The sequence below is a fragment of the Rothia sp. HSID18067 genome, assembly GCF_003989445.1.
In the GTDB taxonomy this organism is placed as follows: domain Bacteria; phylum Actinomycetota; class Actinomycetes; order Actinomycetales; family Micrococcaceae; genus Rothia; species Rothia aeria.
The window spans coordinates 991,363-1,009,723 of the sequence record NZ_RBMF01000001.1 but is presented as its reverse complement, the minus strand read 5'-3'; the positions used below and the strand labels follow the sequence as shown (position 1 = coordinate 1,009,723).

General features: G+C 53.5%; 20 protein-coding genes. 12 read left to right on the top strand and 8 right to left on the bottom strand.

The window, feature by feature from the left end; genetic code table 11:
• Window position 1: 1 nt before the first annotated feature.
• Complete coding sequence (locus D8M23_RS04470; RefSeq protein WP_006888845.1) at window positions 2–274, top strand: hypothetical protein; 273 nt, start codon at window positions 2–4, stop codon at window positions 272–274.
• 201 nt (window positions 275–475) lie between these two features.
• Here the strand turns inward: D8M23_RS04470 and nucS are convergent, their stop codons facing one another.
• Together nucS and D8M23_RS04460 are read right to left on the bottom strand one after the other, a co-directional pair.
• Window positions 476–1,189 (bottom strand): endonuclease NucS, encoded by a 714-nt coding sequence (nucS, locus tag D8M23_RS04465; protein ID WP_126853837.1) that lies wholly within the window; start codon window positions 1,187–1,189, stop codon window positions 476–478.
• 56 nt (window positions 1,190–1,245) lie between these two features.
• Window positions 1,246–1,653, bottom strand: coding sequence for a hypothetical protein (locus D8M23_RS04460; protein ID WP_126853836.1), 408 nt, complete (start codon window positions 1,651–1,653; stop codon window positions 1,246–1,248).
• 135 nt (window positions 1,654–1,788) lie between these two features.
• On the opposite strand from D8M23_RS04460, the gene D8M23_RS04455 reads away from it, so the two are divergent.
• From D8M23_RS04455 to D8M23_RS04445, 3 genes are all read left to right on the top strand, one after another.
• On the top strand, window positions 1,789–2,262 hold the full coding sequence (locus D8M23_RS04455) for a hypothetical protein (RefSeq protein ID WP_126853835.1): 474 nt from the start codon (window positions 1,789–1,791) through the stop codon (window positions 2,260–2,262).
• Window positions 2,263–2,308: 46 nt separating this feature from the next.
• Window positions 2,309–2,638: an ATP/GTP-binding protein gene (locus tag D8M23_RS04450; protein WP_126853834.1), complete on the top strand. Its 330-nt coding sequence runs from the start codon at window positions 2,309–2,311 to the stop codon at window positions 2,636–2,638.
• A gap of 71 nt (window positions 2,639–2,709) precedes the next feature.
• Complete coding sequence (locus D8M23_RS04445) at window positions 2,710–3,516, top strand: alpha/beta hydrolase (protein WP_126853833.1); 807 nt, start codon at window positions 2,710–2,712, stop codon at window positions 3,514–3,516.
• Window positions 3,517–3,639: 123 nt separating this feature from the next.
• On the opposite strand, the gene D8M23_RS04440 is transcribed toward D8M23_RS04445, so the two are convergent.
• Complete coding sequence (locus D8M23_RS04440) at window positions 3,640–5,001, bottom strand: AI-2E family transporter (protein ID WP_238693756.1); 1,362 nt, start codon at window positions 4,999–5,001, stop codon at window positions 3,640–3,642.
• A 188-nt stretch (window positions 5,002–5,189) separates the two neighbouring features.
• Between D8M23_RS04440 and D8M23_RS04435 the strand changes: the two genes are divergently transcribed.
• The 5 genes from D8M23_RS04435 to D8M23_RS04415 all read left to right on the top strand — a co-directional run bounded on the left by D8M23_RS04435 (window position 5,190) and on the right by D8M23_RS04415 (window position 11,453).
• On the top strand, window positions 5,190–6,176 hold the full coding sequence (locus D8M23_RS04435; protein ID WP_006888940.1) for a tetratricopeptide repeat protein: 987 nt from the start codon (window positions 5,190–5,192) through the stop codon (window positions 6,174–6,176).
• A 195-nt stretch (window positions 6,177–6,371) separates the two neighbouring features.
• Entirely contained in the window at window positions 6,372–7,271 is a 900-nt protein-coding gene (locus D8M23_RS04430) for an ABC transporter ATP-binding protein (protein WP_126853832.1), read from the top strand.
• Entirely contained in the window at window positions 7,247–8,899 is a 1,653-nt protein-coding gene (locus D8M23_RS04425; RefSeq protein WP_126853831.1) for a transporter, read from the top strand. The genes D8M23_RS04430 and D8M23_RS04425 overlap by 25 nt, the downstream gene beginning before the upstream one ends.
• Before the next feature lie 202 nt (window positions 8,900–9,101).
• Entirely contained in the window at window positions 9,102–9,404 is a 303-nt protein-coding gene (locus D8M23_RS04420; RefSeq protein ID WP_006888875.1) for a DUF3039 domain-containing protein, read from the top strand.
• Window positions 9,405–9,665: 261 nt separating this feature from the next.
• Window positions 9,666–11,453, top strand: a complete 1,788-nt coding sequence (locus D8M23_RS04415) for a DEAD/DEAH box helicase (protein WP_126853830.1) — start codon at window positions 9,666–9,668, stop codon at window positions 11,451–11,453.
• A gap of 24 nt (window positions 11,454–11,477) precedes the next feature.
• Here D8M23_RS04415 and D8M23_RS04410 read toward each other — a convergent pair whose 3' ends face one another.
• The 3 genes from D8M23_RS04410 to D8M23_RS04400 form a co-directional block, all read right to left on the bottom strand.
• Window positions 11,478–12,140 (bottom strand): hypothetical protein, encoded by a 663-nt coding sequence (locus D8M23_RS04410; protein ID WP_126853829.1) that lies wholly within the window; start codon window positions 12,138–12,140, stop codon window positions 11,478–11,480.
• A gap of 160 nt (window positions 12,141–12,300) precedes the next feature.
• Entirely contained in the window at window positions 12,301–13,029 is a 729-nt protein-coding gene (locus tag D8M23_RS04405; protein ID WP_126853828.1) for a DUF6891 domain-containing protein, read from the bottom strand.
• Between the two features lie 177 nt (window positions 13,030–13,206).
• Window positions 13,207–13,878 (bottom strand): hypothetical protein, encoded by a 672-nt coding sequence (locus D8M23_RS04400; protein WP_006888887.1) that lies wholly within the window; start codon window positions 13,876–13,878, stop codon window positions 13,207–13,209.
• Between the two features lie 459 nt (window positions 13,879–14,337).
• On the opposite strand from D8M23_RS04400, the gene D8M23_RS04395 reads away from it, so the two are divergent.
• Window positions 14,338–14,808 (top strand): hypothetical protein, encoded by a 471-nt coding sequence (locus tag D8M23_RS04395; protein WP_126853827.1) that lies wholly within the window; start codon window positions 14,338–14,340, stop codon window positions 14,806–14,808.
• 91 nt (window positions 14,809–14,899) lie between these two features.
• On the opposite strand, the gene D8M23_RS04390 is transcribed toward D8M23_RS04395, so the two are convergent.
• Both D8M23_RS04390 and D8M23_RS04385 read right to left on the bottom strand, forming a co-directional pair.
• Window positions 14,900–15,475 carry a hypothetical protein gene (locus D8M23_RS04390; protein ID WP_126853826.1) on the bottom strand — a complete coding sequence of 192 codons (576 nt, stop codon included), beginning with the start codon at window positions 15,473–15,475 and terminating at the stop codon, window positions 14,900–14,902.
• Window positions 15,476–15,535: 60 nt separating this feature from the next.
• Entirely contained in the window at window positions 15,536–16,246 is a 711-nt protein-coding gene (locus D8M23_RS04385) for a DUF6891 domain-containing protein (RefSeq protein WP_126853825.1), read from the bottom strand.
• Between the two features lie 486 nt (window positions 16,247–16,732).
• Here D8M23_RS04385 and D8M23_RS04380 point away from each other — a divergent pair, with 486 nt between their 5' ends.
• Together D8M23_RS04380 and D8M23_RS04375 are read left to right on the top strand one after the other, a co-directional pair.
• Window positions 16,733–17,158 (top strand): S-layer homology domain-containing protein, encoded by a 426-nt coding sequence (locus D8M23_RS04380; protein ID WP_311639971.1) that lies wholly within the window; start codon window positions 16,733–16,735, stop codon window positions 17,156–17,158.
• Window positions 17,159–17,237: 79 nt separating this feature from the next.
• A complete protein-coding gene (locus D8M23_RS04375) occupies window positions 17,238–18,263 on the top strand; it encodes an S-layer homology domain-containing protein (protein ID WP_238693755.1) in 1,026 nt (341 codons plus the stop codon).
• Window positions 18,264–18,361 lie beyond the last annotated feature (98 nt).

The window sequence follows — 18,361 nt, the reverse complement described above, 5'->3', positions numbered from 1 at the left end:
TATGGCACTAACGGTTGAAGTTGTTTCCCGCGAACGCGTGGTGTGGACCGGTGAGGCATCCTACGTGCGTGTGCGTACCGTTGAGGGCGATCTGGGTATCTCACCCGGGCTTATCCCTACGTGCGCGCTGCTGGCGGAGGATGGCGAAATGCTGCTGCGCCCGGTGGATGGGCCGGATTTGAAAACCCGCCTGCATCAGGGGTTTATGACCGTCTCGAATGATAAGGTCACAATCGCGGCTAAACACGCGGACTTCACAGTTCCCGCCACATAGCGCGGCCTGTAATAACAACGAACCGGCGTGTCCTCTTTACGGGGAGGGCGCCGGTTCGTGCGTGTTTATATCGGTTCTCGTGCAGGTTCACCGGGTGGTACGTGGGATAGGGGCGTGAGCGCCTCTGCCAGAAGCACGGGGGAGCGCAGACCGGCTGTAACTTATGGCTGGAGAGAGGCGTAAAACTAACGCGGCAGAGAGCTAGAAAAGCCTGTCTGCGGCGTCGTCTACGCCGCGCATTGCATCGTAGTCAAGGGCGATGCACCTAATACCGCGGTCTTGGGCGAGTGTGCGGGCCTGCGGCTTGATTTTTTGGGCCGCGAATACTCCTTTGACAGGCGCTAGCAGCGGGTCTCGGTTCAGCAGCTCCAAGTAGCGGGTGAGCTGCTCCACGCCGTCAATGTCGCCTACTCGTTTAAGCTCCACGGCAACGCTTGCCCCGTTGGGGTCTTTTGCCATAATATCTACCGGGCCGATAGCGGTCGGATATTCACGGCGCACCAGCGAGTATCCTGAGCCCAGTGTCTCAATTTGTTCGGCAAGCAGACGCTGCAGGTCGGCTTCCACACCATCCTTAATGAGCCCCGGGTCTGTGCCAAGCGAATGCTCATGCTCGTGGATGACCTCAAAAACTTTAATGAGCAGCCGGTCGTCACTTTTAGCGGCCTGCACCGTCCACAGCTGCTGTACTTCCTCTTCCAGCTCTTCTAGGGCGGCGGTGGGGATGTCATCACGTGCGGCCACAGCCAGGGTGCAGGGCGGGCTCATCCAGTTCAGCGGCTTATAGGAGCCACCATCGGAGTGAATCAGCACCGAACCGTCCCCTTTAACCATGAGCAGACGGGTGGCGCGGGGCAGGTGAGCCCGTAGGCGACCTTCGTAATCGACGGAACATTCAGCTATAACAACTCGCACCCATCCACTCTACCAGCAGCGGGTCATTGTGCACACGCCATCTGCGGGTTGGTTATTTATAGTATCTCCCATGTGTAGGGCAGGCCCACATGGGAGATACGCCCAGTCTTGAAATACTGTACCGCACACTCAAAAGCCTGCTCTTGAGTCACTAATTCGTGTTCCGTGAAGAGACTCAGCTGCCCACCCACCAGTATCTTAACTGTTGCTGTGTCACTCATCTGCGGGTTTCTGACGTTTAGAATGGTGCCCTCTTCACACCCGGTGAGCACATACCGTTGGGGACCTCCGCCGATCATGAGGTGGTTGTTATCGGGGTCTTTACTGGGATGATACAGGCTGAGCAGGGTGTGGTGGTTGGTGCCGAGACGTTTCAGCAAGGCCAACAGTTCCCCCGTTGATACGATGGTGTGCTCTGTATCCTCGCTGCGGTTTCCAACCCAGTGATCAAGAATAGCTTTCATGCGGCATTCTCCTCGGTGCGCTCATCATGATGTGGGTGATACACGAGTGTATTTTATAGTGTATGCGGGGGTAGCGTTATTTCTTGGCCGCTGATAGCCCGGTGAGAAAAACCGAATACGTGAAACAATAAGAAAGTGCAGGCTGTGAAAGATTTTGCGTATGGTCAGCCATTAGAAGCGACTGAGGCGGAAAAAGTAGTGCAGCGTCTTATCCGTGTCTTTTTCAGAGGACATATGCTCTGCTCAACACCTAATAACTCAAACGAAAATACAGTGAGTTTCTCGTATAAGCGACCATTCGGGTGCGAAAGCGGCCAGCCTCAGCTGGTTCGCCCCCACCGGCTGGGTGAGCTTTTTCCTCACCAAATGCTTTATGTGCTGCGGCATTATGTGTATGACGGTCTTCAGCTGCCTGTCTTCACTGCCCTCAGCAGCGAGATCCAACACGATTTAGAAGACGTGGACTCTATTGATTTCCACGAGCACGCCTATATTTTTGATAAAAATTTTTTGCGCTGTTTTTACGTTATGGATTCTTGCAATCTTCACGGCAATACGTATGAGGCTATCCTCACCGAGTATGCTCCTTTAGACGAGGCCCCGGTATAACCTTTAAAATCTGGAATGGGTAGTAGCTAGGGATAAAATAGTGAGCATGGCACGTAAGAATCACCCCGGTAAACGCCCTTCGGGCACCACCTCCAGCAAATGGTTACGCACCACCGCAGGTGGCGGGCGTGATATTTCACGTATTCTTGACCCGGCGCCAACCGTTGAGAGCGACCGGTACGGAGACTGGTTCGTGCAGTATATCCCGGCTGTTAATGCCAGAAAAACTTACACCTGCCCCGAATGTTACCGTCCCATACCGCCCGGAACTGCGCACCTGGTGGTGTGGCAAGAAAGCCACGTGCTGGGCAGAGAACGTGCCATTGATGAACGCCGCCACTGGCACCAGCACTGTTGGCGCAGCCGCCGAAAATAACAGCAGAATCCTATGCGCATCACCCCCATTTTTGGGCTTGAGATACACCTACCCCGATTGAAAGACACACTATGAGCGAAGAAACCCGCACAGAATTCGACCCGTCCCGCTATATTTTTACCGACCCCGGGGTGCCAACCGCGATCCGTTCCCGCACGGTGCTTCCCGCGCGTCGTGAGAACTTTGAGGTCACAACAGCCGATGGAAAACGCCTCGTGGGTGAACTGGCGCTTCCTGAGGGGGACGTTAAAGCGACTCTCGTAACTTTTCATCCGCTTCCAACGCATGGCGGGTATATGGATTCGCACGTGTACAAGAAAGCGTCGTTCCGTCTGCCCGCGCTTGCCAATATAGCCGTACTTCGCTTCAATACCCGCGGCACCTCCTCCATTCGAGGCACCAGCGACGGGGTCTTCGACGGCGGATTTGCTGAGAAGAAAGATTTCGATGCGATTCTTGACTACGTCTTAGGGCGTGCTCTGCCTAACCCGTGGCTTATTGGCTGGTCATTCGGTACAGAGCTGGTGCTCAAATATGGACCCGCGCGCGCCAACGAATTCACCGGTGCGGTCCTCCTTTCCCCGCCGCTTCACCGGGTACACCCGGCGGAGATGGCTGAATGGAATACGATCAGCAACCCCCTGTACGCACTCATCCCTGAACACGACGACTACTTACAGCCCGCTCAGGCGCGTGAACGGTTTAGTGCCATTAACCGTGCCCAGGTAATCCCCTTTGAGGGATGTAAGCACCTGTGGGTGGGCGAGAAGTCTGTGAACGCGGTGCTGAACTCTATAGCAAGTATTGTGCTGGGGGAGCAGACCGTGCTGCCTAGCGAGTATAGCGGTCCGGTCGCAGAAGAGATTACTGAGCTCTAAAGCCCTCTCTGGCACCACCGGGTAAATTATTTCAGACAGCAATCGGCGGCTACATCACCGTATGGGGTGCAGCCGCCGATTAGTGTATGACCAGGTGCCGTAAACCTTCCGGTTCGTCGCAGGCTACTTCGTGTCTTGGTAAGGGATAAATACTTCTTTCACCAGAATGAGCAGGGAAGCCGCCACAGGTATGGCGATAAGCGCACCCAGCACGCCCCACAGAGCACCACCTGCGGCCACCGCAATAATTGCCACGCCACCGGGCACCGAAACCGCCCGGGACATAATGCGCGGCGAGATAATGTACGCCTCAACCTGCAGGTAAATGAAGTACACGATGGCGAAGGTGAGAGCCATCTGCCACCCCGAAATCAGCAGGATGAGCGACACTACTACGAGCGCCACCACGCCGCCGACCAATGGGATAAACGCCAGGATCAGTACGAATAACGCCAGCAGCTGGGGGAACGAAAACCCCAGGATACTCATCGTAATCAGGGCAAAGGTGGCGTTAAGAATAGCCACCAGCGCCTGCCCCATCACATAACTGCCAACCGATCCGGTGATACGTTCCACCAAGTAGGAGACACGCTCACGCTGGGACGCCGGTGCTAGGCGCACCCCCCACGCCTTAATCGTGTTCATAGACGAGAGGAAGTACAGGGACAAGAACAACACAATCACGGTGCCGGTGAGCACCTGAGCGATTGTGGATCCTGCTGTAACCAAGTTCCCCATGAACCCGCTAATCGCGTTGCTGGATGTAATAGACTCAATGAACGCGGGCACATTCTTATCGACCCAGTCGCGGATGTGCACCATATCGTCAAAGTTTTTGAACGCCTCTGACTCCAGGAAATCCTGAAAAATGGCGGGGGAGCGGTAGATAAAACTATTCGCCTGTTCACTAATAATGGGCACAATCCACAGGGTGAGGCCGGTAACCGTACCAGCAAATACAGTTACTACCAGCAGCACACCAACGCCTCGGCGGATACCCCACTTCTCCAGGCGCCGCACGGCGGGGTCAAGGCCCAGCGCAATGAACACGGCCCCGGTCACCCACCCCGCGAGTGCCCCAACGTTCGTAAACGCATAGTAGGCCAGCAACGCCAACCCCACACCCACGGTACCTAAGAAACCGAGTTTTACCGGGTTGGTCACAAGCGAGACTTTCTGAACATCGCTGTTCTCCGGGGACTCAACCGGGGGCACCACATCGGTGGGGGCGGTTGGGGGAGGCATCGACGCCTGTTTCCGTTTATCGCGGGCCTGTAGAACCGATCCGCTGAATTCGGTAATTGTTTCGGTGAGGTGCTCAGTGAATGGGCGCCGCGCCCCTCGCGACTCGTGGGCTTCTCTGGGTGAGGCGCCGCTTTCATCCGGTTGGGGGCGGGTGGAAGAGTCCTGCTGCGGCTGTGTATGAGCGTTGGAACGCCGAGGCCTAGGCGGCGTCGGCTGGGCAGGGGGGCGGTGATCGGTCATGTAACTGCCTTTCGACGAAGCATTTACTTTTTAGTCTACCGGGCGGTTGGTGGATAACGCCGGTGCAGGCGTATTGGTGGTACTACGCCAGCAGTAAAATAGCGGCCGAAGCGGCGCACCTCGGGTGAAAAAACCCCGGGGAGTTGAGATAATCAAGGGGAACTATCAGCCTGAGCAGGAGAGGGCGCATGTCAGAGAACAATCATGAACTACAGTGGGGCAACCCAGCAGCGACAGGGAAGCAGCCGGAGGCTGCGCAGATCCCAGCTTCGGTACGGAATGTCCCCGATTTGGGGAGTTTAGCGGCATCTGCTGGTGTGCCGCCGCAGCCGGGCAACACTGACCCTCATGCTGCTGCCCAGGGCACCCCTACGTGGCGTGTTGAGGTAAACACACCCGAGGATTTCCAGAAATATGTGCAGGAATCCAGCCGGGGTGCTGTTATTTTTGCGCTCTATGCTGAGCACTCTCCCTCATCGGTGCAGATGGTCGATGCGGTGCAGAAACTGGTTGATTCCGCCGCTGGGAATCTGTTGTTGGCAGCGGTAGATATCGCGAAACTTCCTGAGGCCGCACAGGCTTTTGGGGTGAGCGGTGTGCCCGCTGGGGTGGCGGTGCTTGCGGGTCGGCCCGCACCTATTTACAACGGTACTGTGGGAGAGCAGGAACTTGCCGATGTGCTCGGGCAGCTTATGCAGCTGGCGGCGCAGTACCAGCTGCCGGGAGGTTTTGAGCCCATCTACGCGGAGGAAGAGAAACCGGTACCTCCGCTGCATGCTAAGGCCGTTGAGGCACTGGACGCTGGGGACTATGAGGGCGCTCGCGCCGCCTACAAGCAGGCTATTTCTGATAACCCGGGCGATAAAGAGGCCAAACTTGGCTTGGAACAGGTGGAGCTTTTGGCGCGCGTGAAAAACCTTGATATGGCTTCCGAGCGTGCCGCTGCTGCAGCTGATCCGCTGAATATTGAGGCGGCCTTTAACGTGGCCGATTTGGATGTGGTTGGTGGGCACGTGGAAGATGCGTACGCCCGTTTGCTGCGCTTATTTAAGGCCGTGCCTGCGGATGAGAAAACTCGTGTGCGTGAGCGTCTTGTTCAGCTTTTTGATGTGGTGGGTACTGCCGATGCGCGTACTGTAAAGGCCCGCGCGGAGCTGACGGTGGCGCTTTTCTAAAGGCTGGTTTCTGCAGGAATCTGTGTAAAGCTAAGAAATAAAATACAGAATATTTATTCTTTATGTGTTCCCCATGTGGTGTTATTGCCGTCACGGGGAACACGTATCTTATAGTTATGCTTAGGGGTGAGTAAAAGCTACGCGAACGGGGCAAAAATAAGGGCATACTATGCTCATACTTGTTACCGTTAATCTATGGAAGATAAAAACTCTCTCAATAACTTGTATCCCTCACCGCCTGTCCCCGGGGCAGAAGCAGAGCACCCGAATCCGGAGGTTCACCTGCCCACCTCGGTGCAGCAGAATATAGCCCCGCAACGGGGGGCCGCAACCACCAGAAACGCGATTGAAGTTCGCGGGCTCACCAAAGCTTTCGGGCAGACCGTGGCCGTGGATCGTATTAATTTAGGCATCCCAACCGGCTCATTTTATGGGCTGGTGGGGCGTAATGGTGCTGGTAAGACCACCACCATTTCGATGGTCTCGGGTATGCTGCAACCCACCGAAGGTATGGCGTTTATTAACGGGGTAGACATGTGGCAGGCCCCCCTAGAAGCCAAGAAACACCTGGGGGTGCTCCCTGACGGAGTGCATCTTTTTGATAGGCTCACGGGTGAACAGCTCATCACATACTCCGGGTACCTGCATGGGCTTGATAAGGCAACTGTCGCCGAACGCACCGCCGATCTGCTGCGCGCTATGGACCTCACCGAGGCAGCGGGACGAACTGTCGCCGACTACTCCGCCGGTATGACGAAGAAAATCGCGCTTGCCGCCGCACTCATCCACGCCCCTTCTGTGCTTATCCTTGATGAGCCATTTGAGGCTGTTGACCCAGTCTCAGCGGCGAATATTCAGGACATTCTTAAAGGATTCGTCGGCTCGGGGGGAACCGTCGTGCTCTCATCCCACGTGATGGACTTGGTGCAGCGTTTGTGTGACCACGTGGCCATTATGAACGAAGGCCATATTCTTGCCGCCGGAACCGTCTCTGAGGTACGCGGAAACACCAGCCTAGAAGAACGTTTCGTGCAGCTCGTGGGTGGGCGCACCAGCTCGGAAGGATTGTCATGGTTGGGCACCTCGTCTCACTAAAATGGCGGTATGTGATTGCCTCACTCAAACGGAGCGTGTGGGCCCTGATCGGGATAATCCTCGGTGTCCTATACCTGGTGGGGATTCTGATAGGGTTGGGATTCCTCTACAGTTTTCTGGCTTTTGAATCCCCTGAGGGGGCGGCCTCGCTTGCCCTGCTGATAGGGACGCTGCTGTGTCTGGGGTGGATGCTGGTACCTATCTTCGTCAGCGGCCTTGACGGAACCCTGGATGAGAGCCGTTTCGTGCTTTTCCACATAGAACCGAAAACCCTGCAGAAGGGCCAATTTCTTGGTGGGTTTATTGGCATACCCGGTATCGCCTCCATAACTATGGTGCTGATCGGTGCCCTCGGTTACCTTGCCAATCCGTTGGGACTCCTCCTGTATCTTCTCTGCGCCCTGCTGGGGCTGGCCACCCTCATGTGTATAGCGCGTATCGGTAATCAGGTCGGTGTGTACCTGAACGCTAACCCGCGCATTAACCTCATCCTCATGCTTACTGCGGGGATCCTGCTCATGAGCTCCGGCTTTATTTTTGCGGGCGCAACAGCTTACATTGGAGAGAACTTTGAGCAAATAGCGCCCTATGTTGTATGGCTTGGGTATACCCCGTTTGGGGCTGCGTTTGCTGTTCCCCTGCACGCTGTGGCAGGTAACTGGATTCTTGCGGCTGTGTGCCTGGTGCTTGCACTTGTTTACTTGGCGGGCACCTGGTGGCTGTGGGGTCGCCAGCTGGAACGCTCCATCCGTAACGTGGGTGGGCAGACTCAGCGCGGGACAGCTAAGGCATTGTCCGTTGGTAATATTGGGGTGTTTGCTAAATTCCCCAGCACCCCGGTCGGGGCGGTAGCGGCACGCACCCTTCACAGCTACCTGAAAGATGCGCGCATGAGTGTATCGGCGGCCACGTTAGCCATGATGTACGTGCTGCTGGGAATATTTGTACCGATGGTCAATAGCGGGTTTTTTAGGACCGGTAGGATTCAGCTTGGTATGGATACCAGCACCGCTGGTATTGAGGCGGCCTTTAGCTTCTGGGTGTACTTCAGTACCATCTCTGTGGGGTACTACATTATGTACTCGGTCTCATACGATAACACCGCCTTTAGCCTGCACGTGCTCTCGCCGCTGTGCGGGCGTGATGACAGGCTGGGCCGTGCCCTGGGGTACTCTGTTTTGATGGTGCCTGTGGTGGTTATTATGACCTTCGCTGTGTGTCTTATTCATGGTGCTGTGGGGATGTACCCGGCGGTGCTCCTGCACCAGCTGGGCACCTATGCGGCAGCTCTGGGCGTGGGCCTGTATGCCGATACCCTGCTATCTCCACCGGCTCCGACACCCGGGTCGAACCCGCTCAAAACCCCGAAACAAACGGACGGCATGGCCAAGAACCTCTTGACGATAGTGGTGATGCTGATTTGCATGGCTGCAACGATCCCGGCATTTATCTGTGTACTTATTTATATGTTCGGCTCCCATGAACCCATGCTCCTATGGGTGGGGGGAATCATCCAAATGGTTGTGGGCGGTATTCTTCTGGCCCTTGGCGTTGTGATTGGCGGTAAGTCTTACGACCGTAATAGCCACGCCATGCTTCAGCGAGTGGCGAAGTTCACCGCAGCCTAACCTGCCGGACAACCACAGCGCACAGAGGCGGCGGATCAGAATATGTTCTGTATGAGGTATTCTGCTCCGCCGCTTTTTGCTGTGCTTTTACTGCTGCCTGGTTTCGGTGAACGGGACAATACCCGGTACCCGCCACTACAATGGGAAGAGTTATCTACACAACCGCAGAATTGCCCATGCGGCATTGTCTAAGGAGAGAACTATGAGCTCCATTGAAGGTATTGAGGACCCGTTCGGCACCAAACCCGCAGGTGGCACCAGCCTGCTGGAGCGTGAGGAAACTCAGCTTTCTGAGCCCGGTGACCACGAACGCTTCTCGCACTATGTGCGGAAAGAAAAGATTATGGAGTCCGCGCTGACCGGTGAGCCGGTTCGCGCCCTGTGCGGTAAAGTCTGGACTCCCGGGCGTGACCCGCAGAAGTTCCCGGTCTGCCCCACCTGCAAAGAAATTTATGAGGGTCTTAAGCCCGGTAAAGACGGTGGCGATAATAGCGGCGACAACTAGCCGCAGCTGACTGGCAGGCATCAGCAGGCCCACGGCAGCCAACACCAGCAGACAGGGCGCATCCGAATAACTATGCATAGTACTGGATGCGCCCTTCTTTCGCGTTCGGCGTAGCCACCGTACAGTACCGGGGGTACCGTTGAGCCGGGCAGCGTGCAAGGCGGTACACTCTTAAGGCGTCCGCACCGCACCGGCCACTTACGCCCGTGCGAGCTGCAGCGGGGGCATGACGTATAGAAATGATTAAGGGGTAGGGGAAGAATGAGCGAACACGAAGAACCCACACTGTTTGAAGGCGCCATTAAGCCGAAACTTTCCCCGGCCTACCCCGGCCGTGCCCCGTGGGGAACCTCCGTCAGTTTACGTGCTTGGCAGACGGAGGCTATGAAAAAATATTTTGAAACCAACCCGCGTGACTTTATGGCGGTGGCAACCCCGGGCGCTGGCAAAACCACTTTTGCCCTCACCCTGGCCCGTGAACTTTTTAGCCGCGGTGTGGTGCGTAAGCTCACCGTGGTAGCGCCCACCGACCACCTGAAAAAGCAGTGGGCGGATGCCGCCGCTAAGGTAGGTATACCGATCGACCCGAATTTTAAAAATGCCGACATTCATGTGGGCCGCCAGTACAAGGGGGTGGCACTTACCTACTCCCAGGTGGCGAATAAGCCGCAGCTGCATGCCCGTAACACTGAGAACGACAAAACTCTGGTTATTTTTGACGAGATTCACCATGCCGGTGACGCGCTCTCGTGGGGAGACGGACTGCGGGAGGCTTTTGACGACGCCACTCGACGCCTCGCCTTGACCGGCACCCCGTTCCGCTCCGATGCCGCACCTATCCCGTTTGTCAACTACGAAGAAGACCACGAAGGGATCCGCCGATCCCGCGCCGACTACTCCTACGGATACGGTCCCGCTCTCAAAGACCATGTGGTGCGGCCGGTGATTTTCATGGCGTACTCGGGGCAGATGCGGTGGCGTACCTCCGCCGGGGAGGAAATGGCAGCAAATCTGGGGGAGGGATTCACCAAGGATGTGACCGCCCAGGCATGGCGCACCGCCCTTGATGCGAACGGTGAATGGATACCCACCGTTTTGGCCGCTGCCGATAAGCGCCTCACCGAGGTGCGCCGTACCGTACCTGATGCCGGGGCGCTCGTAATCGCCACCGACCACGCTGATGCTAAAGCATACGCCGAAAAACTGCATGCTATCACGGGAGAGAAGCCAACTGTGGTGCTCTCAGATGACCGCGAAGCCTCCGCAAAAATTGACGAATTCCGTGAGAGTAAAAAGCGGTGGATGGTGGCGGTCCGCATGGTCTCTGAGGGCGTGGATGTGCCGCGCCTTGCGGTGGGTGTGTACGCCACCAGCACCAGCACACCTCTCTTTTTTGCTCAGGCAATCGGGCGTTTTGTGCGGGCCCGCAAGCGTGGGGAGACCGCCTCCGTGTTCCTGCCGTCGGTTCCACAGCTGATGATGCTCGCTAACGATATGGAGCTAGAACGCGATCACGCCCTCGACCGCGGCGCTACCCAGGAAGAGATCGACCCCATGGTTGAGGGGCTGGATGATGCGGCACTCGAAGAAGCAAACCGTGAAGAGCGCGCCTCGGAGCAGCTGGCTCGCGGTAAGTTTGAGGCAATAGGCTCGCAGGCCTCTTTCCACGGGGTGCTTTTTGATGGGGCGGAGTTCGCGTCGGGCGGGCTGGAAGTCGGTTCGGAAGAGGAACAGGATTTTCTGGGCATCCCGGGCCTGCTTGACGCTGAACAGGTCGGTACTTTGCTGCGGGCCCGTCAGCAGGAACATGCTGCCCGCCGCCCGGCCACTGCAGCCCCGGCGGTGGTGGACCACCGCCAGCTCAAAGAAATGCGTAATAAGTTGGCGAAAAACGTGTCGGCCTATTCGCTGAAAAGCGGTAAACCGCACGGGGTGATCCATAATGAGCTGCGTAAAATCTGCGGCGGCCCGGCGGTGGCTCAAGCATCAGCGGAGCAGATTCAGGCACGCCTTGATAAGCTCGCGGACTGGTTTGTTGGCAGGTGGTAACAGGCTGGCTCGGTCTGTGAGCGGTTAGGGGATGGCAAAAAATCCGGTGTTCGTCACGAGCGGGAAGTCAACCGCCGTGCCATTCCATTTAACCTCAACGCCGTGGCCTTCGAGCACCGGGATAATGCGGTTTTGGATAATCGCGCAGTCTGCATCGTGAATCTCTTGATCGCTTACTTCCCCAGTATCGCTGAAGGTGCCGCAGTGCAGTTGGGCGGCGTCGTAGAGCAGTAGGGCCTCCGCGCTTTCTGCACTGAGCGATACATACCCGTATCGGGTGGCACCGTCTTCGGGCCCTTCCTCAGGGATGCCGCACCAGTTGCCGTCCGGGTAAGCGATAATCCCCGTTCGTTCCAGCGCTTCGAAGGCACACACCAGGTTGCCTCGGCACCCTTCTATACCGATCTCTTTAGCATAGGCACGGCGGGAGGCAAGGAGCGCCTGAGCGTACTCTTCTAGCTTTTGGGGCGGGATAAGAATATGCCCTTCACCGTCGTCAAGGAACGGTTCAAAAACCTCCGTGTAGCACGCAATATCTGATTCGCCGACCAGCAGGCATGCCATGAGCCTGCGTTCTACGGTGGGCCGATCCATCTCTGGGATTGGCCAGCTGCGGGGTATAGGTGGGTTAATACGCGGTGCGCGCCATAGTTTTAGCTGTTCTGCAGTCACGTGAGGGCTACTCATGCTCCCAGTGTAACCGGGATACACAACCATCATCCACGCATGGAAGGAATAATATTGTGTATAAAAGGCTGATTTATGGGGGCAATTATGCAAATTTATGCTATGGGGTATGTCGGTACTGGGTAAGCGTATGGTACTCGCAAGACCATTGTGCAGCCTGTTAGGGGATAGCAATGTATTTTATGTTCATGACATTAGGACAATAGGTAGTATCGCCGCCCCACCGTACCTGCAGTCCGTGACGTTCAAGTACCGGAATAACGCGCTCTTGCAGAAATTGCTCCGTAACCCGGCGATGAGCTGCACTGCGTTCCTCTTGACTCATTGACTCCCACTGCTGCTCAGAATACTGTTGGCGCAATGCTGGCGGGAAAATGCCGTGTTGAAGGTACACGCTTGCTGTTTCTGAAATATCAGCTGCACACTGCTCGCTGAAAAATACATACCCGTACCAGTCGCGGGAGTCATCTGCCTCGTCGTAAATACTCCATGAACCGCACCTGCTGCAGCAGGAGAACGCCTCACGCGCTACAACCCCCTGACGATTGAGCTCTTTAAAAGCGAGAGAGATATTGCCCCAGCACTTTTCGATCCCCAGTTCTTGGGCATAGGCACGGCGGGAGGCGATGAGAGCACGGGCGTAATCGTCGAATTCTTCCATATGTTTCTCATCGCAATCCCACTTATCGCTCTCAGTAATAGTGCTGTCGTTCAAAATATCGACATAGGAAAATGGATCACTGTCACCCGTGAAAAGCGTACCCCACAGAACCTCACCCACGAATTCACTCACCTCATCAGGCATGCCCCAGTGGGCCGGAAGGGGTGGATCAATGCGCTGGGTGTACCAAAGTTTGAGCTGCTCATCAGTAATGCTAGGTGTAGTCATGGGGTTAACCTTAGACCACAAATGCATACTTGTCGTTGCACGCGGTCAGTCACAAAACCGGTGATCCGCAGACCTTATAAGGGAGGAAAAGACAGCACAACACACGCACGGGGGCAACGCCCGTGCTATAGGTGCATTACGAATAAGGATGGGCAGGCGCTCTACCTACCACGGGGGCTAAGGTGCAGCGAAAAACTCCGCGTTTTTCAGCACGGGAAGCTCAATGTACGTGCCGTCCCAATCTATCTCAACACCGTGGCGCTCAAAAACCGGGAGGATGTGCTGGCGGATCACAGCACTATTAATGCGGTTATACTCCGCATCACTCATCTCTTCGAGCTCTTCGCCCGTTACAAAAGCCCCGCAGCTGAGACGGGTCTCGCCATTTTTAATGAGTTCTTCGGCCTCTTCGGGGCCGAGCGACACATACCCGTACCAGGTATGCCCATCCTGCGGAGCCTCATGCGGTATGCCGCAACACCCGAAGTCGGGGTTCATCTTAACACCCTGACGTTCGAGCTCAGCAAGTGAAAGGTTCAGGGGAGTGCCCGGCACCCCGCCTAAGGCGGCAATATAGGCACGGCGGGAATCAATGAGCTGCCTAATATAGGCGCGAACTTCCCCGTCCCAGTCAGCGGAACCATAGGCATCCCTGAGTGAGGGAGTCTCCCAGAAGTAATACTCATAACGGGCCGTATCAGACTCACCGGTGCTGAGCAGGCGCCAGAGGGCATCTTCTAAGGTGCCACGCTCTTCACCGGTCACAGGCCAGTGCGCCGGGATAGGCGGATCGATACGCGGTGCGTACCAGCTGTCACGGAATTCTGTGGTGATGATATCGGTGGTCATAGTTTCAGTGTAACCGGATATTTAATGCATGAAAAGCGTATATTTCTATAGAAACTTTAGCTAAATAAAAACTTTTTACAGAAATAAATGCTTCTCGAACCAAAAGAGGTCTTTAAAACTATAGACGGTTATTCATTGAGGATATCCTGCCACCAGATTATGGGCCAACATTTTGCGGCTGCAGCACTGACATCTGCTGGTATTGCTCTTCCGCTAAGGCTGGTGGAGCGCATCGTGCCGCTCTTGCCGAATAGATGCTGTAATATCCAGTGTGATAAAATCCTGTTATTTTCTCAGTCAGTCCGTGGTGTTTTCCTGATTAGAGGGCGTCCAGTATGACGATAGGGCGCCGAGCTGGTCTTTGGCTAGTCATACAATGACGTTTGTTCGCTGCAGTTTTGCTCCAGTAAAATTGTAGTAAATAATAAACATTATTAGAATTTTTGTAGGAGATGAAATATGAGCGATAAAAATAATATAAAATACTACGAAAAAATTATTATACTGGAAGATGAAATATACGATTCTGATGCCCTGGATAACTATGATGCTTTTATTTTAAACTGTATAAAATTCGCCGAGAAAAATATTGTTCCATTAAGTCAGTATAGGAAAGAACTGGAAGGTGTAATTAAACAATGCACAGACTTTTTGGAAGGCAGAATTGGTAAATCTGAACTGGAAAAATATTATATCCAACTGGGCAGAAAGATTCGCTTGTCAGGAAGCCTAGATAAAAAAGAAAAAGAAATACATATTTTTATGTCTATTTTTCTTGACTCCAATTTCTTGCAAAATACGGCACCCGAGGAACAACAAGATAGCGATATTTGTTATCTGTTATGTAACCTGTATAGGATAAAAGATGATCTTGAATTATGCAATACATTCTATAGCAGTCTTTGTTCGGTAGGGGCAGATGATGCATAAGTAAATATGTAACTATCGGTATCTATAGGGGAAACCAGTACCCAAATGACGCAATAATCGGATCTGCTCGCCAGCACACCTGCTCCCTATTCTACTGAGGGATAAAATGCCTGCCGGTCGTAACGTAATCCATGGGGGTGAAATGTGTGGGAAGCTCCGCATTTTCAATAGCAAAAATATAGTTTCGATAAAATAGGCTATGCGCTGAACGGTCATCTATTTTTAAAATATCTTCTTCAAAGCTTCTGGCAAGTTTCAACTGTGCGTTTTCCTTGTCAATACCCTTCCCAAGAGCGTAAAACAAGACCGATAATAATAAACAATAGCAGCACCTAAATTGGTGCAATGATGAGTTTATAAACAGTGGTTCTTGAATATCTGAATAATGAAACGGGATAAGCCATACTTCTTTGTTTTTATTGACAGCAAAGAAACCATTGCTATTCTTTCCAAAAACAATAAATTTATCTTTATTACTGTTTTCGACAATAACTTCTTCGTCTTTGAACTTTATGAATTCAAATTTATCTTTATAGTAATTCTCCAACCTTGAATATTCGTTGCTTGCCATATCATTTAACAACTCGGAAAATGAATAAATTTGCTTATTGAAACTTTTTGAAATCTTATAGTCCGTACCTTTTAAATCACTCTCATTAATAATCATCAAATATTCCTTATTGGGCAGATTCCTTCTGCAGATTTTCGGCTCATATCTGGTAAATTGCTACGGGATACGGCTAAACTGCGATGAGAATACCTGTGGCCGTACAGAATAAGAGCCTTCCCAATCTACCCATAATCCGTGCTGCTCGAACACCGGAAGTACCTTTTCGCGCAATAGTTTTACACTCAAACTCTCGTACTGCTGCTCTTGGGTTTGGGCATCAAGTGCGTCCCATTGCTGCTCAGTAAAATATGCATCCAGAAAAACCCCATAATTGAGGCCTACCGATCCGCTCTCGTATGCGGATTCAGCATCCTGTTCGTGGTAGAAAACGTACCCGTACCAAGTGCGTGAATCATCTCTCTCATCCCAGATTTCGGCTGAACCACACGAACCGCAACAGGTAAAACACTCCCGTGCCACCACGCCCTCATGCGCTAAAGCGTCAAATGCCAACGTTAAATCATTATTCCGAGGCTCCAGTCCAATAGCTGCAGCATAGGCGCGGCGTGCGTTAATAAGTTGCTGGGCGTACTCTGTTATCTCTTCCCTGTATTTTTCACCCAAGCCAGCGTTCTCATCGGGCAAAACATAATCAAATACTTCCACATACGCTTCCGGGGTAGATGCGCCGTGCAGAAGCATCTCCCACAGAAGCTCTTCAAGCTCGGTGCGGCTCTGGTCGTTGAGCTCCCAATGTTCTGGGATAGGTGGGTTAAGACGCGGGGTATACCAAAGACTGAGCTGATGATCGTCACACTGCTTATTCATACCCATATATTAGCTGTTGAGCCGGGGCGCTACACTGCTAGGTCCAGCAGCACTGGCAGCACCTGGTGACAATGCGGGGTACTCCGGTCCGTACTGCACGCCATTCGAACATGCAGATATGTGCCACCAGCTCCCCTAGCGTAGCTATTGAGCCGGGCGGCAGGTAGCACTGGGAGAGATTTTACTGTTAGCTTTCGTATGATGTATAATTTTCGTCAGATAGATGTATCTATATATATTCACTCAAGTTTTGAAAGGCTAATGATGGTCTTTGCGTTAATCAGTGATAAAAAGTTAAGTATTAGAAAGCTAGTTTCTGTAACTACTTTAGGATTTTTTGTTTGGGACGTCATATGTGCCTGCTCTTAGTTTTGAGTCATCTAGTGCCAGTAGCTCACTAACAAATATCAAGTACAGTTTTTCTGACTCATCACAGGGTTTATATAACCAATTTAAAACTGTGATCAGTATAGCTGTGGTCCTGGTATTGTAGATGCGGGCAAGACACTGGAATATCTGGACAATCCTGTAAAGAACCCTGATCCATGGAATAATGGTCCAATATTTTACGATATACATAAAAACATGCCATTTTATCAAGAGATTCAGTGGATAGGAGCGCAGGGTATTACTACAGGATACCCTGATGGCACGTTCCGCCCAGCAGATAATGTAGAACGTGGCGCAATGGCAGCGTTTTTCTACCGATATGCAGGACAGCCAGAGTATGTGATGCCAAGCACTTCTCCATTCAGGGATGTTTCGGTTGGCAGCAGTTTCTATCGAGAGATTACCTGGTTGCATTCTACTGGTATAGCTAATGGGTGGCAGGATGGGACGTACCGTCCTGTAGACCCCATCCGCCGTGATGCAATGGCAGCTTTTATTTATCGCTACGCTCACAAGAAGTAAATACGCAGTGTGCGCGGTGTATCTAAAGGTCAAAATACGTTAGGGATGTGCAGCGCGCGCTATGGTGAAAGAGATAACAATGAAAAAAGTAACTACTCGTAGAACCTCTCAGGCAGTAGGTACTGCCATGTGCGCTGTTGCACTGGGAGCTACGCTGCTAGGCCCAGCAGCACTGGCAGCACCTGGTGACAATGCGGGGTACTCCGGTCCGTACTGCACGCCATTCGAACATGCAGATATGTACTACCAGCTTTTCCCCATCACGTTCACCGCTGCGGCTATTGAGGATGCGAAAGCCCAAACCGAGCATCGTGGGTGGAACAATGAGCAGATACACCAGTACTTGGTGGCCCAGCTGAGTCAGAAACTCACCGAGGATAACTATCCTGTGAATATCCAGTACTACAGCTACATACAATCTGGAGACAGAAACTATGCTGAAGTAGAAGTATCCCACTTTGTCACCGCCGCGCAGGGCAAGGGACTTCTGCAGAAACTGCTCTCATACCCCACCGTTCAAGAAGCTCAGGTGCAGCCCGTCCCACACCCAACCGTTGACGGCCCCTGCCGATTTAGTGATGTGCCCCAAAATCATCCGTTCTACGAAGAAATCACGTGGCTAGAGTACCGAAATATCACCACCGGCTGGGCCGATGGTACCTACCGACCGCTGAATAATATTGAGCGCGGGGCGGTTGCTGCTTTCTTCTACCGGCTGGCGGGTTCGCCGGAGGTTACCTTGCCCGCCGCCTCACCTTTTACCGATGTGAACCCCTCGCACCAGTTTTACCATGAGATTGTGTGGATGCATCAGCAGGGTCTTACTACCGGCTGGGCCGATGGCACCTACCGACCGCAAGACGCGGTTACTCGCGAGGCAATGGCCGCATTCTTCTACCGTTACGCTGGTAAACCTGACTATGTAGTGGTTGGGCCAGTTTTTAAGGACGTGCCTCATGATGGCGCATTCTACCGCGAAATTAACTGGCTACGTTCAAACGGCATTACTACCGGCTGGGCCGATGGCACCTACCGCCCTAGTGAGCCGATTCACCGTGACGCAATGGCTGCGTTTATCTACCGCTACGCGCATCTTGACACCTAAATCATCCGCATATTACACGTGCAGAGGCGACATTCTTACCGGGGCATACTACAGGGAACCCACTAAGAATGTCGCCTCGTACTCTAAAAGCGCTCACG